At 71.8% G+C, this 14103-nt stretch carries 12 protein-coding genes; 7 read left to right on the top strand and 5 right to left on the bottom strand.

The genetic code is table 11. From position 1 onward, the window contains the following. Positions 1 to 4 precede the first annotated feature (4 nt). The 7 genes from ASC65_RS00925 to trxA all read left to right on the top strand — a co-directional run bounded on the left by ASC65_RS00925 (position 5) and on the right by trxA (position 10075). On the top strand, positions 5 to 868 hold the full coding sequence (locus ASC65_RS00925; protein WP_056448223.1) for a GNAT family N-acetyltransferase: 864 nt from the start codon (positions 5 to 7) through the stop codon (positions 866 to 868). Further along, entirely contained in the window at positions 861 to 1337 is a 477-nt protein-coding gene (tsaE, locus tag ASC65_RS00920; protein WP_235561364.1) for a tRNA (adenosine(37)-N6)-threonylcarbamoyltransferase complex ATPase subunit type 1 TsaE, read from the top strand. The genes ASC65_RS00925 and tsaE overlap by 8 nt, the downstream gene beginning before the upstream one ends. Then, entirely contained in the window at positions 1330 to 2418 is a 1089-nt protein-coding gene (gene amgK, locus ASC65_RS00915) for an N-acetylmuramate/N-acetylglucosamine kinase AmgK (RefSeq protein ID WP_056448220.1), read from the top strand. The genes tsaE and amgK overlap by 8 nt, the downstream gene beginning before the upstream one ends. Further along, positions 2415 to 3134 carry an N-acetylmuramate alpha-1-phosphate uridylyltransferase MurU gene (murU, locus tag ASC65_RS00910; RefSeq protein ID WP_056448217.1) on the top strand — a complete coding sequence of 240 codons (720 nt, stop codon included), beginning with the start codon at positions 2415 to 2417 and terminating at the stop codon, positions 3132 to 3134. Before amgK ends, murU begins: the two co-directional genes overlap by 4 nt. Beyond that, the gene (gene addB, locus ASC65_RS00905; RefSeq protein ID WP_056448214.1) at positions 3131 to 6202 is read left to right on the top strand and encodes a double-strand break repair protein AddB; all 3072 of its coding nucleotides are present in this window, start codon (positions 3131 to 3133) and stop codon (positions 6200 to 6202) included. The genes murU and addB overlap by 4 nt, the downstream gene beginning before the upstream one ends. After that, positions 6199 to 9660, top strand: coding sequence for a double-strand break repair helicase AddA (gene addA / locus ASC65_RS00900; protein ID WP_056448211.1), 3462 nt, complete (start codon positions 6199 to 6201; stop codon positions 9658 to 9660). The genes addB and addA overlap by 4 nt, the downstream gene beginning before the upstream one ends. Positions 9661 to 9745: 85 nt before the next feature. After that, entirely contained in the window at positions 9746 to 10075 is a 330-nt protein-coding gene (trxA, locus tag ASC65_RS00895) for a thioredoxin (protein WP_056448208.1), read from the top strand. Positions 10076 to 10157: 82 nt separating this feature from the next. Here trxA and ASC65_RS00890 read toward each other — a convergent pair whose 3' ends face one another. Genes ASC65_RS00890 through ASC65_RS00870 form a run of 5 tightly spaced genes read right to left on the bottom strand, consistent with a single transcriptional unit; the run spans position 10158 to position 14103 of the window. Then, positions 10158 to 11441, bottom strand: coding sequence for a bifunctional folylpolyglutamate synthase/dihydrofolate synthase (locus ASC65_RS00890; protein WP_056448205.1), 1284 nt, complete (start codon positions 11439 to 11441; stop codon positions 10158 to 10160). A 10-nt stretch (positions 11442 to 11451) separates the two neighbouring features. Next, positions 11452 to 12345 (bottom strand): acetyl-CoA carboxylase, carboxyltransferase subunit beta, encoded by an 894-nt coding sequence (accD, locus tag ASC65_RS00885; protein WP_056448202.1) that lies wholly within the window; start codon positions 12343 to 12345, stop codon positions 11452 to 11454. A gap of 59 nt (positions 12346 to 12404) precedes the next feature. After that, positions 12405 to 13241, bottom strand: coding sequence for a tryptophan synthase subunit alpha (gene trpA, locus ASC65_RS00880; protein WP_056448200.1), 837 nt, complete (start codon positions 13239 to 13241; stop codon positions 12405 to 12407). Continuing rightward, positions 13238 to 13657 carry a hypothetical protein gene (locus tag ASC65_RS00875; protein ID WP_056448197.1) on the bottom strand — a complete coding sequence of 140 codons (420 nt, stop codon included), beginning with the start codon at positions 13655 to 13657 and terminating at the stop codon, positions 13238 to 13240. The genes trpA and ASC65_RS00875 overlap by 4 nt, the downstream gene beginning before the upstream one ends. Beyond that, positions 13657 to 14103, bottom strand: a complete 447-nt coding sequence (locus tag ASC65_RS00870; RefSeq protein WP_200939766.1) for a hypothetical protein — start codon at positions 14101 to 14103, stop codon at positions 13657 to 13659. The genes ASC65_RS00875 and ASC65_RS00870 overlap by 1 nt, the downstream gene beginning before the upstream one ends.

Here is a 14103-nt window from a genome sequence, read left to right as displayed (position 1 = left end):
TCGAATGACCGCAGCCGCCCTGACCCCGTCCGGATCCGCCGAACCGCACATCTGCGACGTGCTGATCGCCGAGCGCGCGCCGCGCCTGACCCGCTCGGCGTTCTGGCCCGTGGTTCGGCCGGCGCTCTACAAGCTGCTCAACTATCGCCAGGCCGTGCGCATGGCCGATGCGGTCCAGCCGCTCTCGGGTGCCGAGGCGCTGGACTATATGAGCGACCTGCTGGACCTGAAGGTGTCGGTGATGAACGCCGAGCGCATACCCGCGACAGGCCGCTGCATCATCGTCGCCAACCACCCGACCGGCATCGCCGACGGCATCGCCGTGTTCGACGCGGTGCGGGCGCGCCGCCAGGACGCCATCTTCTTCGCCAACGCCGACGCCCTGCGGGTCTCGCCCCGGCTGGGCGAGGCGGTGATCCCGGTCGAGTGGGTGGTCGAAAAGCGCACCCGCGAGAAGACCCGCGCCACCCTGCAGGCCGCCAAGGAAGCCTTCGAGGCGGAGCGCTGCGTGGTGCTGTTCCCGGCCGGACGCCTGGCCCGGATCGGCAAGGACGGCACGGTCACCGACCCCGAATGGGCCCCGACCGCCGCCTCGCTGGCGCGCAAATACGCGGCGCCGGTGGTGCCGATCCATGTTTCGGGCCCCTACTCCCGCCTGTTCCACTGGTTCGACCGGATCTCCCAGGAACTCAGGGACGTGACCCTTTTCCACGAACTGCTGAACAAGCGGCGCAAGCCCTTCTTCCTCAAGGTCGGCAAGCCGATCCCGGCCACGCGGCTCGACATCGACGCAGGCAAGGCGACCTACGCCCTGAAGGCCTTCACCGAGCGGGTCCTGCCAAGCCAGCCGGACGCCGACTTTGCCTGAAGCCGGCCGCCTGACCTTCCTGTTGGCCGACGCCGAGGCCACCGCCCGGCTGGGCGCGGCCATCGCCGTCCGGCTGGAGCCGGGCGAGACCGTCCTGCTGTACGGACCGCTGGGCATGGGCAAGTCGACCCTGGCGCGGGGGCTGATCCGGGCCACGACCACGCCCGACGAGGATGTGCCGTCGCCGACCTTCACCCTGGTGCAGTTCTACGAGGGCGAGCCGCCGATCGCCCATTTCGACCTCTACCGCTTGACCCGGGCGGAAGAGGCCTCGGAGATCGGTCTCGACGAGGCGCTGGACGAAGGCTGCGCGGTGATCGAATGGCCCGAACGGCTGGGCGAGGATCCGGGCGCCTGGCTGGGACCGGATCGGCTGGCGGTGACCCTCGCCGAAGACGGCGACGGCCGCGTTGCGACCGTTTCTGGCGTAGGGCTCTGGGAAGAGAAACTGAAGGACCTGCATGTCTGACCGCGAAGCCCTCCGTGTCGAGTTCCTCAAGGCCGCCGGCCTCGGCGAGGCTGTGCGCGATCCCCTGCCCGGCGACGCCTCGACGCGCCGATACGAACGGTTGACCCTTCCGGGCGGCCGCACCCTGATGCTGATGGACCAGGCCCCGGCCGCCGAAAGCCTGCCGGCGGACCGCTCGTGGTCGCCCGAGCGGCGCAAGGCCGAGGGCTGGAATGCGGTGGCCCGCCTGTCGGCCGGCCGGATCGAGGCCTTCGCGGCGGTGGCCGCCCATCTGAAGGCGCTGGGCCTGTCTGCGCCCGAGATCGTCGCCGTCGACGCCGCGGCCGGACTGGCCGTACTTGAGGACTTCGGCGACGCCCTGTTCGCCCGCGTCATCGAAGGGGGCGAGCCCGAAGAACCCCTCTACCTGGCCGCCATCGAGGCCCTGGCCAAGCTGCACGAGGCCGAAACGCCCGACATCCTGACCGGGGCCGCCGGCGACTGGCCGCTGCTGGTCTATGACGAGACAGCGCTGCAGGGCGGCGCCGACCTGTTCGTCGAGTGGATGCCGAAACTAGACCCGGGCCTGTCGTTCGACGCGGCCGCGCTCGCCGACTGGGAAGCGGCCTGGGCGCCGGTGGTGGCGCGCGGCGCGGCGGGGGCGACGGTGATGGCCCACCGCGACTATCACGCCGAGAACCTGATCCTGCTGGCCGACCGCCAGGGCGCCGCCCTGGTCGGGATGATCGATTTCCAGGACGCCGTGCGCGCCCATCCCTCCTGGGACCTGCATTCCCTGCTGCAGGACGCGCGCCGGGACGTGCCGGCGGATCTCGAGGCGCGGGCGCTGGACCATTATTTCAGCCTTCGGCCGCAGGTCGACCGCGTCGAGTTCCTGCGCGACTACGCCGGGCTGGCGGCGCTGAACGAGGCGCGCATCCTGGGCATCTTCGCCCGACTGATCGTCCGAGACGGCAAGCCTCGCTACCGCGCTTTCATGCCACGCATGTGGGACCACCTGAACGCCAACCTGAAGAAGCCAGGTCTGGAGACGGTGCGCGCCTGGTTCGATCGCCACGTCCCCGAGAGCAGCCGTCGATGAGCCCGCCCAAGACAGCCATGGTCCTTGCCGCCGGTCTGGGCACCCGGATGCGCCCCCTGACCGACGACCGGCCCAAGGCCCTCGTCGAGGTCGGCGGCAAGGCGCTGGTCGATCACGTTCTGGACCGTCTCGCCGAGGTCGGAGTCGAACGCGCGGTGGTCAATGTGCACTGGTTCGCCGACCGGCTGGAGGCGCACCTCGCCGCGCGCGGGCGGGGTCCCGAAATCCTCATCTCGGACGAGCGCGACGAACTGCTCGAGACCGGCGGCGGACTGAAAAAGGCCGCCGAACTGCTCGGCCCCGACCCGGTGTTCGTGGCCAATATCGACAGCGTCTGGATCGATCGCGGCGACGCGCTGAATCAACTCGCGTCCCTGTGGAATCCGTCAACCATGGACGCGGCCCTTCTTCTGGCCCGCCGCGAAGGCTCGATCGGCTTCGAGGGCGACGGGGACTTCTTCCTCGCCGAGGACGGCCGGCTGACCTTCCGCAACGACGCCCCCTGGGCTCCCTACGCCTATATGGGGGCGCACATCTGCCGTCCTGATTACGTTTCCGCCGAGCCGGACGGCCCCTTCTCGCTCGCCAGACTGTGGCGCAAGTCGGCGGTCGAAGGCCGCCTGTACGGCTGCGTCCTGGACGGCGACTGGATGCACGTCGGCGATCCGCAGGCCCGCGACGAAGCCGAGATCCGACTCGCCTCCGGAGAGGCATGAACCGGTTCGATCCCTTCGCCGTTTCGGGGCCCCGCTGGTACGCCGTCGAGGCGCGCCGGCCGTTTCTCGAGGACCTCGCCGCGGGGGTGCTGGCGTGGATCGGCGAGCGGCCGCCCGAGGCCTTGTCCGACGCCGTCATCCTGCTGCCCAATCGACGCGCCGCGCGCGCCTTCGGCGACGCCCTGACCCGGCAGGCGGCGGGCCGGGCCGTGCTGCTGCCGCAGGTGCGCCCGCTCGGCGACCTGGAGGAGGACGAACCCCCCTTCGCCCCCGGCGAACTGGGCCTCGATCTGCCCCCCGCCATCGCGCCCTTGACCCGCCGCTTCGAGATGGCGCGGATGATCGTCGAGGACTTCCGCTCTGACCTGACGCCCCTGCGCGCCCTGGAGATGGCCGACGCCTTGGGCGGCTTCCTGGACTCCTGCCAACTGGAGGAGATCGAGGATCTCGGCCGCGTTGCGAGCCTGGTGGAGGGCGATCTCGCGGAGCACTGGCGGGAGTCGGCGCGTTTCCTCGGTCTCGCCGTCGAGACATGGCCGAGGCGTCTGGCCGCCATGGGCCTGGTCGACCCGGCCTGGCGGCGCGCCAGGTTGCTGCGCCTGCTGGCCGACCAATGGGCCGCGCATCCGCCGCAGTCGCCGGTGATCGCCGCCGGTTCGACCGGCACCGCGCCGGCCGCCGCCGCCGTCCTCGCCGCCGTCGCCGCCGCGCCGCAGGGCTGCGTGGTCTTGCCCGGGCTGGACCGCGACCTCGATCCGGCGGTGTGGGCCCGGCTGGGCGACAACGAACAGCATCCCCAGAACGCCCTGTGGCGGCTGCTCCATGAACGGGTAGCGCGCGCGGACGTCCGACCCTGGTTCACGCCGCCCGAGCCGCCTGCCGCCGCGCTCAGGGGCCGCGCCCGCCAGCGCCTGGTCAACGAGGCCCTGCGCCCGGCCGAGGCCACCGACGACTGGCGCAACCTGATCCGCCGCCTGCGCGCCGAGGCGGCGGGGTCGCGCTCGGCCGACCCGATCGCCGAGGGGCTGGAGGGGCTGTCCGTGGTCACCGCCCGGACCGAGGAGGACGCCGCCGCCGCCATCGCCCTGATGATGCGCGAGACGCTCGAGACGCCGGATAAGACCTGCGCCCTGGTCACCCCCGACCTCGAGCTCGGCCGCCGGGTGGCGGCGCGGCTGGAGCGTTGGGACGTCAGCGCTGACGTGTCCTCGGGCCAGCCGCTGGCGCGGATGGCGGCCGGGCGGCTGGTCGACCTGTGCGCCCGCTTCATCGCCGAGCCGCTGGACCCGCACACCCTGCTCGGCCTGCTCAAGCATCCACTGGTTCGGCTGGACCTCGGCGAGATCGAATCACAGACCGCCATCGAGGCGTTGGAGCGTTATGTCCTGCGCGGGCCGCGAAAGCGCGACTGGAGCCGGGCGCGCCGCACCCTGCTGAAAGCCGGCGAGCCGCGCGACGACGGCAAACCGCCGTCCGAGGGCGCCAAGGCGAAGCTGGCCGCCGCCGGGCGGCTGTTGGATCGGCTGGAAGTCCTGTCGGCGACGGCGCGCGCGCCCTTCGCCCCCGCCGCCTCACTGGATCAGGCGGCGCGGGCCTTGACCGCGCTGATCGAGGCGCTGGCCGGACAGGACGCCTGGGCGGGAGCCGACGGCGAGGCCGCGGCCGGCCTGTTGTCAGCCCTGATCGAAGGCGGCGCCTCGCTTGGCGCGGTGACGCGGATCGAGCTGGCGACCCTGGTCCACGAACTTCTGGACGAGACCACCGTCCGCACCGGCGGGGCGACCCAGCCCCGCCTGCGCATCCTCGGCGCCATCGAGGCGCGGCTTGTGCGCGCCGACCGGATGATCCTGGCCGGGCTGGAGGAAGGCGTCTGGCCCAACGCAGCCCCGACCGACCCCTTCCTGTCGCGGCCGATGCGCAAGGCGCTCGGACTCCCGCCGCCCGAACGACGGCTGGGCCAGACGGCGCAGGACTTCGTCCAGGCCGCCTGCGCCGAGGACGCCGTGCTGGTTCATTGCGAGCGCCGCGGCGGCCAGCCGGCGGTCAAGTCGCGCTGGCTGTGGCGGCTGGAGATGCTGACCCGCGGGGCCAACGCCGAGGCCACGCCGGTGGCCCTGCATCGGCCGGTGGAGGCGCTCGAGCAGGCCCGGGCGCTGGACGCCCCGGTCACCGGCGCCGGCCCCGGCTACGCCCCGCGGCCCCAGCCCCGCCCGCCGGTCGAGCGCCGCCCCCGCGAGCTGCCGGTCACCGGCGTGGAGCGCTGGGTGCGCGATCCCTACGCCGTCTATGCGCGCTATGTCCTCAATCTGAGACAAATGGATCGCCCGGGCCAGGCGGCCGAGGCTCTGGCGCGCGGCAACGCCGTGCACAAGGCGGTCGAGCGGCTGACCCTGGCCTGGCCCGACGTCCTGCCCGACGACTGCGCCGAGCAGCTGGAGGCGCTGCTGCTGGAGGAGCTGGGCGCCCACGGCTTCGAGGATGCGGCCATGGCCCGCGAGACGCCGCTGGCGCGCAACTGCGCCCGCTGGCTGGCCGGCTTCGAGGCGGAACGGCGGGCGCGCGGCATCGAGATCCGCGTCGAACAGAAGGTGGCCATGACCCTCGAGGGTCCGGCCGGGCCGTTCACCCTGACCGCCAAGGCCGACCGCATCGAACTGTCGGCCACCGGCGCGGCGGTCCTCGACTTCAAGACCGGCTCGGTCCCGTCGCCGAAGCAGGTCCGGACCGGCTTCTCGCCGCAACTGACCCTGACCGGGGCCATCCTGGCCGAGGCGGGCCTGCCCGGCAGCGGGCCGGTCACGCCGGAGGAGCTGACCTATGTTCGTGTGGTCGGCCGCAAGGACCCCGGTCAGGCGGCGGTGCGCGCATCCGGCGCTGAGGCCGTGGCCCTGTCGATGGCCGCCCTCGACGGGCTGAAGAAGCGGATCGGCGAGTACGACCGGGTGGAGACGCCTTACGCCAGTTGGGTCGCGCCGCAGTACATGGGCAATTTCGGCGGCAACTACGACCATCTCGCCCGGGTCTGGGAGTGGCATGTGGTCGGCGGCGACGAGGGCGAAGGCGAATGAGCGCACGCATCCTGCCGGATCCCGATCAGATCGCCGCGGCCGACCCGCGCCAGTCGGTCTTCGTCACCGCCAACGCCGGCTCGGGCAAGACCTCGACCCTGGTCGACCGCGTGGCGCGGCTGCTGCTGGCCGAGGTCGAGCCCGGCGAGATCCTGTGCGTCACCTACACCAAGGCCGCCGCCGCCGAGATGCAGGCGCGGCTGTACGACCGGCTGGGCGAATGGGCGGTCATGGACGACGCCAAGCTCTCCGCCTCCCTGGTCGATCTGGGCGGCGGCGAAGAGGCCGCGACGGGCCCCGCCGAACTGTCCCGGGCGCGCAAGCTGTTCGCCAAGGCGCTGGAGACGCCAGGCGGGCTCAAGATCCAGACCATCCACGCCTTCTGCGAGAAGCTGCTGCGGCGCTTTCCGATCGAGGCCGGGGTCACCCCAGGCTTCACCGTGCTGGAGGACGCCGCCGCCCTGGCCCTGTCGCACGGGGCTCGTGAAGATCTGGCGCGGGCGGCGCTGAACGATCCCGACGGCCTGGTCGGCCGGGCCTACAGCCACCTGGCGGTGGAGCTGGACTGGAACAGCTTCCAGTCCCTGCTGGGCATGATCGAGGCTGAACGGGTCAAGCTGGCCGACTATGTCGCGCGGGTCGGCGACGGGGCCGCGCCGGGACCGCACGCCCTGACCGGGGCGCATCCGGACGACACGGTCGCGGGCCTGGAGACCGACTTCCTGCGCTGGATCGTCCGCGGCGAATGGCTCGGCCATGCCGAGGCCATGGCGACCGGCTCGGCCAACGACCAGAAGATCGCCGCCGCCATGCGCGGCGCCGAGTGGAGCTTCGCTGGGCTCGGCGACGTCTTCCTGACCGGCACGGGCACGCCGCGCGCCAAGATGGCCACGGCCAAGGCGCCGGTGGCCTCGGCGGCCTGGCTGGACCAGCTGCAGCTCAAATACATATCGGCGTTGGAGGCCCTGCGCCGGGTCCGGGTCGCCGAGGACACCATCCACGTTCTAACCCTCGCGACGGCGCACGCCCGCTATTACGAGCAGGCCAAGGCGGCGGCGGGCGCACTCGACTTCGGCGATCTGGTCGACCGGACGGTCGAGCTGCTGACCGTGCGTTCGTCGGCCGACTGGGTGCTGTACAAGCTGGACGGCGGCATCGAGCACGTCCTCGTCGACGAGGCCCAGGACACCGCGCCACAGCAGTGGGACATTCTGCGCGCCCTGACCGAGAATTTCTTCGCCGGCGAGGGTGGGCGGCGCTTCGGGCCAATCCCGACTTCGGGACAGCGGCTGGACCGCACCCTTTTCGCGGTCGGCGACGAAAAGCAGTCGATCTACTCCTTCCAGGGCGCGCGTCCTGAGCGGCTGCGCAAGGAATCGCAACGCTATGACCAACTGGCTCAGGGCGCGGGCGCGGCCTTCGCCGGCATCGAGCTGATCACGTCCTTCCGCTCGACGCCCGAGGTGCTGCACTTCGTCGACGCCGTCTTCCACACCCCGGAACGCGCCGCGGCCCTGGTCGGGGAGGACGTCGCCATCGTGCCGCCGCACAAGGCCAAGCGGGTCGGACAGTCCGGCGGCGTAGAGCTCTGGCGCCTGCACGAGGAGATCAAGGGGCCTGAACGCGAGGCCTGGGACGCGCCCGTGGACCAGGAGTCCGCCGGCTCGGCGCGCAAACGCCTGGCCAGGGATCTGGCCGAGGAGATCCGCCGCCATGTCGAGACAGGGATCGCCGTCTACGATCGCAAAACCCGGGCGCCGCGGCCGTGCGGCTATGACGACTTCCTCATCCTGGTGCGCCGCCGCGACGCGACCTTCGAGGAGATTATCCGGGCGCTGAAGAGCGCCGGCGTGCCGGTGGCCGGCGCCGACCGGCTGAAGCTGTCGTCGCACATCGTCTTTGACGATCTGATCGCCCTGGCCCGCTTCGCCCTGTTCCCCGACGACGACCTGACGGTGGCGGAGGTGCTGCGCAGCCCCTTCTGCGACGTCGACGAGGACGGCCTCTATCAGCTGGCCGGGGCCGATCCGAAACGCCGCGGGCTGTGGCGCGAACTGACTGCCCGCGCCGGCGAGCGGGCCGAATGGACAGACGCGCGCGACCTGCTGCGCGTCGCCCTGGACAGCCGCGACCGCGATCCCTTCGCCTTCTTCGCCGGCCTGCTCAACCGGGTCGACGCGGCGGGCCTGACCGGCCGGGCCCGCATCCTGCGCCGGCTGGGACGCGAGGCCGAGGAGGCGATCGACGAGACGCTCAACCAGGTGCTGGCGGCCGAGGGCCGCGGCGCCATCGACCTGGAGACCTGCGTGGCGCGGCTGGAGGCCGCCGACGTCGAGGTCAAGCGCGAGTTGGAGGGGCCGCGGGGCGAGGTTCGGGTGATGACCGTGCACGGCGCCAAGGGGCTGGAGGCGCCGATCGTCATCCTGCCGGACACCACCAGTCGGGCGAAGGCGCAAGGGCCGTCGTTGATGCCGGTGGCGCTGGACGACGGGACCGAGGCCTGGCTGATGGCGCCGGGCTCGGCCAAGGCGGACTGCGAGCGTTCCGCCGAGGCCCGGGCGGCGCGGCAGGCGCGCACCGACGCCGAGAGCCTGCGCCTGCTCTATGTCGCCTTGACCCGGGCGCGGGACCGTTTGTGGATCCTCGGCAAGGGCTCGGCCAAGGCGGGCAAGGGTTATGACGACGGCAGCTGGTGGGAGGTGCTGACGGACGCCTTCGACGGCCTCGAAGACACGCACGAAAACGAGGGACGCCGGCGCTACGGGGCTGAGCCGACCCGGCTGACCGCCACCGCCCGCGTCGCGGCGCCGGCGACCATCACACCCGGCTGGGCGACGCAGGCGCCGATCCCGGACCGGGCGGCGCGGACGGCGGCGCCGTCCCAGCTGGAAGGCGCGATCCGGGTCTCGGCCCCCTCCCCCCTGGCCACGGCCGGTCCGGACGGCGGCGGCGCCCCGCTGGGCCGCTTCCGTCGCGGCGACCTGATTCACCGCCTGCTCGAGCGGCTGCCGGAACTGCCGGCAAGCGACCGGGCCGAGGCGGCGATGAGGCTATTGTCTCGCGAGCGGGATTTGAACGACGCCCAGCGCACCGAGATGATCGCGGCGGCCTTCGGCGTGCTGGACGACGCCCGCTTCGCGCCGGTATTCGGCGAGGGCTCCCGCGCTGAGGTGGCGATCAGCGGACGGTTCGGCGATGTCCCGATCTCAGGACGGATCGACCGTCTGGTGATCACGCCTGAGCGGGTGCTGGTCGTCGACTACAAGACCAACCGCCCCGCCCCCGACCGCGCCGAAGACGCCGACCCCGCCTATGTGCTGCAGCTGGCGGCCTATGCGGCGGTGCTGCGCCAGCTGTATCCGGACCGCGAGGTCGAGGCCGCCCTGGTGTGGACCGACGGGCCGCGCCTGACGCCGATCCCGCGGGCGTTGATGGACGCCGCCTCGACCGTCCGTTGATTTGCGGCGCGGTTCGCCCCACATCCCCATCAATCGCTGGAATCAGCGCAGTCTATCAGCGCCGCGTGCGCAACGGAGAACATGCATGGCCACCGTCAAGGTCACCGACGAGAGCTTCGACGCCGACGTCCTGAAGTCGTCCACCCCCGTGCTGGTGGACTTCTGGGCGGAATGGTGCGGCCCCTGCAAACAGATCGGCCCCGCCCTGGAGCAGATCGCCGACGAACTGCAAGGCCAGGTCACCATCGCCAAGGTCAACATCGACGACAGCCCCATGGTGCCGTCGAAACTTGGCGTGAAGGGCATTCCGACCCTGATGCTGTTCAAGGACGGCCAGATGGCCTCGATGAAGGTCGGCGCCATGCCCAAGGGCAAGATCGTGGAATGGCTCGCCGAGGCCGGCATTCAGGCGTAAGCGCCGCCGCGGATTGAAGAACAAGCCCCGTCCGGTTCGTCCGGGCGGGGTTTTTCGTTGGCCGATGAGCGACGAACAGCCCTCAGTCAGGCCAGGTTTCTCGGCTGGCCCCGAGAACCTCGCCCGCCAGGTAGAGCGAGCCGCAGATGACGACGCGGCCCGCGCCGAGACGCAGGGCGCGCTCCATGGCCTCATCAACCGAGGCGCACGGCGTGGCGCCGAGGCCGTGGCCGCGGGCGACGGACGCCAGGGCCTCCGGCTCGGCAGCGGCTCCCTCGAAGGGGACGGTGAAGACCGTCGCGCCGCTGGCGGACAGGGCCTCGAAGAAGCCGCCGGCGTCCTTGTTGGCCAGCATGCCGACGATCAGAGCCACGGGCCGCGGCGCCTTGGCCTGCCGCTCGGCCAGGGCCTCGGCCAGGGCGCGGGCGGCGTGCGGATTGTGTCCCCCGTCCAGCCACAGCTCGGCGTCGGCCGCCCGGGCCGCCTCGCCGTAGGGCCCGGCGGTCAACCGTTGCATCCGGGCCGGCCAGCGCACCGTCTGCAGCCCCTTGGCGATCGCCGCCGCGGGCAGATCCAGTTCGAGCGCCGCGGCCACGGCGAGGGCGGCATTGTCGATCTGGTGCGGCCCGGCCAAGGCCGGGGCGGGCAGGTCGAGGAAGCGCTGCTGGTCCTGCCAGGCCATGCCGCCGCGCTCGGCCCAGGCGTCGAAATCGACGCCCATGACCGTCAGCGGCGCTTGCACGGCGGCCGCGGCGCGCTCGATCACGGCCATGGCCTCCTCGGGCTGGCGCGCGACCAGACCGGGGGCCCCGGCTTTGAGAATCCCGGCCTTCTCACCGGCCACGGCGGTGAGGGTGTCGCCGAGGAATTCCCGGTGATCCAGGTCGACCGGCGTGATCAGGCTGAGCAGCGGCCGCTCAATGACGTTTGTTGCGTCCAGCACGCCGCCGAGGCCGACCTCGATGATGGCCAGGTCGGCGGGGGCCTCGCTCATGGCCAGCAGGGCGGCGGCCGTGGTGCTTTCAAACACCGTCGCCTCGGCGCCGTCGCCCATCGCCGCCTCGACCCGGTCGAGAATGGCGTTCAGCGTGGCGTCGTCGATCAACTGGCCGGCCAGCCGGATGCGCTCGTTGAAGCGGACCAGGTGGGGCGAAGAATAGACGTGGACGCGCAGGCCGGCGGCCTCGGCGATGGCGCGCAGGAAGGCGACAGTCGAGCCCTTGCCGTTGGTGCCGGCGACATGGACCACCGGCGGCAATTCGTTCTGGGGATCACCGAGGGCCGCGCACAGGGCGCGCATCCGCCCGAGCGACAGGTCGATGCGCTGGGGGTGCCGTTGGCGCAGGCGTTCGGAAATCGGATCCATCAGGCGGTGCTCAGGCCGCCCGGCGCGTCCCGCCCATCAGCATCGACAGGATCTGGCTCAGCACGCGCGGCAGGTCGGCGCGAGTGACGACCTTGTCGACCATGCCCTTCTCCTGGAGATATTCAGCGCGCTGGAAGCCGGGGGGCAGCTTCTCGCGGATGGTGGCCTCGATGACGCGCGGACCGGCGAAGCCGATCAGGGCGCCCGGCTCGGCCAGATGGACGTCGCCCAGCATGGCGTAGCTGGCCGTGACGCCACCCGTGGTCGGGTCGGTCAGGACCACGACGAAAGGCAACTGTTCAGCCTTGAGTTCCTGGATGGCCAGGGTCGTGCGGGCCATCTGCATCAAGCTGAGGGCGCCCTCCTGCATCCGCGCGCCGCCGGCGGCGGTGAAGCAGACCAGCGGGACCTTGCGCTCAATGGCCGCGTGAGCGGCGGCGATGAAGGCCTCACCCGCCGCCATGCCGAGCGAACCGCCCATGAAGGTGAAGTCCTGAACGATGACCACCGCCTCGGTCCCGTCGATCGAGCCGAAGCCGATCGCCATGGTGTCCTTGCGGCCGGCCGCCTTGCGGGCCGCGTTCAGGCGATCCTTGTACGGCTTGCCGTCCGAGAATTTGAGCGGGTCCTCCGGCACGCTCGGCGTGTCGATGGTCTCGAACTCGCCGTCGTCGAAGGTGAAGCGCAGGCGCGTCGGGGCGTCGATGCGCATGTGCCGGCCGGTCGGGGTGACCCACAGGGCCCCCTCCAGGTCCACCCGGTACAGCATCTCGCCGGTGTCCGGGTCCTTGACCCAGAGGTTGTCGGGGGTGTCCCGACGACTGACGATCTTGCGCACGCCGGGGGCGAAGCGGGACAGCCAGCCGCCGCGCTTCTCAGCCTGAGGTTTGTTCTTGTCGACCATGGCGGGTCCTTAGAACATTTTCGGGCGCGATGCGAAGCTTCGCGACCGGGAAGTTTACGTCAGGACAGGGCCGCTTCGCTAACCCGCGCGCCGCGCACCGCATCCGCGAGGCTGCGCACCTTGGCCAGAACGCGACCCGAGGCCGCTTCGTTCGCCTCGAGAGCGGCGGCGACCTCGTCGACCAGGACTGAGCCGGCCACGACGGCGTCCGCGACGCGGGCGATCTCGGCGGCGCGTTCAGGCGTCTTGACCCCGAAACCCACGGCGACCGGCAAGCCGGAGGCCTTGCGCACGCGCTCGACCGCCGGGGCGACGGAGCCGGCCTGGGCTTCCTTGACCCCGGTCACCCCTGCCACCGAGACATAGTAGACGAAGCCCGAAGTGCGCTCGGCGATGATCTTCAGCCGGGCGTCGTCCGAGGTCGGGGTGGCCAGGCGGATCAGCGAGACCTGGGCGGCGTCGAGCGCGTCCGACAGCGGTCCGGCCTCTTCCGGCGGACAGTCGACGACGATCAGGCCGTCCACGCCCGAAGCCGCCGCATCGGTTGCGAAGGCCTCGTAGCCGTAGGTCTCGATCGGGTTGAGGTAGCCCATCAGGATCACCGGCGTCGCGGCGTCGCCCTCACGGAAGGCGGCGGCGAGGGCCAGCGTGCCCTTCAGCGTCAGTCCGGCCTTCAGCCCGCGCAGGGCGGCGCGCTGGATCGGCGGGCCCTCGGCCATCGGGTCCGAGAAGGGGAAGCCCAGTTCGATGATGTCGGCGCCGGCCGCGGGCAGGCCGCGCAGGATCTCGAGAGCCTCATCGCGCGAGGGGTCCCCGGCCATGACATAGGCGACGAAGCCGGCCCGACCCTCGGCCTTCAGCGCGGCGAAACGGGAGTCGATGCGGGCGGTGGTCATGGCGTCGTCGGGGCCAGGCAGGGGATATCGGCGTCAAAGCCGAACAGGATGAAGATCTCCGGAGGCAAGGCGCCATCGGCGGTCTCGGGCGAATACGCAACGATGACAAGCGCGTCGCAGGCGCCGCCCGTGGCGTGCTTGCGCTCCAGCTGGATCGCGGTCTCGCGGGCGCCCACGACCGGCCAGCCGCGAGCGGCGGCCTCGGCGACGTAGAACCGCAACTCGGCGTCGAGCGACGCGGCCGGCACGCCGACGCAGACCCGTTCGGGCTCGCGAGCGATGTCCGCACCCAGGCCGCCGCAGTCGGCGGACACGGTCGAGTTCGGGCCCAAGGGCAGGTTCGCGGTCTGCGGCAGAAGCGCCGAGGCCTGCGGGGCGGCGAGCAGGGCCGCGGCGGTCGCCAGAACAGCCAGCATCACTGACCCGCCGCCTTGGCCGGCGCCGGCGGGGCCGGTTGCTCGTTGGGCGGGGCGGCGCAGACATCGCCCGGGATCACCCCGAAGCCGAGATAGCCGAGCGTTTCCGGGCCGCTCGGCGCCGAGGTGTCATAGAAGAGCTGCATCTGCAGCCCGTCGCAGCCGCCCCCCTCGCGACGCTTCACGAAGACCACGCGATTGTCATCGCCGCCGGCGGGCAGCCAGCCGCGGCCCTGCAGGTCGACGATATAGGCGTCGGCGAGCGCGCCGATGCCCGCCAGAGGCGCGCTGACGCAGAACGCCTTGCCCGCGAAGCCGTAAAGATTGCCGCAGTCCGGCGCGGGCGTCGCGCCCGGCAGAATCTGGGTGTCCGCCGGCTGGCTCTGGGCCGCCGCCGAACCGGCCAGAAGAGCGATCGCTGTCGCGACCGTGAGGATCAGCTTCAT

The sequence above is a fragment of the Brevundimonas sp. Root1279 genome (assembly GCF_001425945.1).
In the GTDB taxonomy this organism is placed as follows: Bacteria; Pseudomonadota; Alphaproteobacteria; order Caulobacterales; family Caulobacteraceae; genus Brevundimonas.
The sequence above is the reverse complement of the archived record's forward strand: the minus strand, read 5'-3'. Positions and strand labels throughout refer to the sequence as shown.

What these genes read in the sequence shown, in the direction of transcription:
- ASC65_RS00925 (WP_056448223.1), top strand. Translation starts at nt 5, where the DNA reads ATGACCGCAGCCGCCCTGACCCCGTCCGGATCCGCCGAACCGCACATC.
- amgK (WP_056448220.1), top strand. Translation starts at nt 1,330, where the DNA reads ATGTCTGACCGCGAAGCCCTCCGTGTCGAGTTCCTCAAGGCCGCCGGC.
- trxA (WP_056448208.1), top strand. Translation starts at nt 9,746, where the DNA reads ATGGCCACCGTCAAGGTCACCGACGAGAGCTTCGACGCCGACGTCCTG.
- accD (WP_056448202.1), bottom strand. Translation starts at nt 12,345, where the DNA reads ATGGTCGACAAGAACAAACCTCAGGCTGAGAAGCGCGGCGGCTGGCTG.
- trpA (WP_056448200.1), bottom strand. Translation starts at nt 13,241, where the DNA reads ATGACCACCGCCCGCATCGACTCCCGTTTCGCCGCGCTGAAGGCCGAG.
- addA (WP_056448211.1), top strand. Translation starts at nt 6,199, where the DNA reads ATGAGCGCACGCATCCTGCCGGATCCCGATCAGATCGCCGCGGCCGAC.
- ASC65_RS00870 (WP_200939766.1), bottom strand. Translation starts at nt 14,103, where the DNA reads ATGAAGCTGATCCTCACGGTCGCGACAGCGATCGCTCTTCTGGCCGGT.
- ASC65_RS00890 (WP_056448205.1), bottom strand. Translation starts at nt 11,441, where the DNA reads ATGGATCCGATTTCCGAACGCCTGCGCCAACGGCACCCCCAGCGCATC.
- addB (WP_056448214.1), top strand. Translation starts at nt 3,131, where the DNA reads ATGAACCGGTTCGATCCCTTCGCCGTTTCGGGGCCCCGCTGGTACGCC.
- ASC65_RS00875 (WP_056448197.1), bottom strand. Translation starts at nt 13,657, where the DNA reads ATGCTGGCTGTTCTGGCGACCGCCGCGGCCCTGCTCGCCGCCCCGCAG.
- murU (WP_056448217.1), top strand. Translation starts at nt 2,415, where the DNA reads ATGAGCCCGCCCAAGACAGCCATGGTCCTTGCCGCCGGTCTGGGCACC.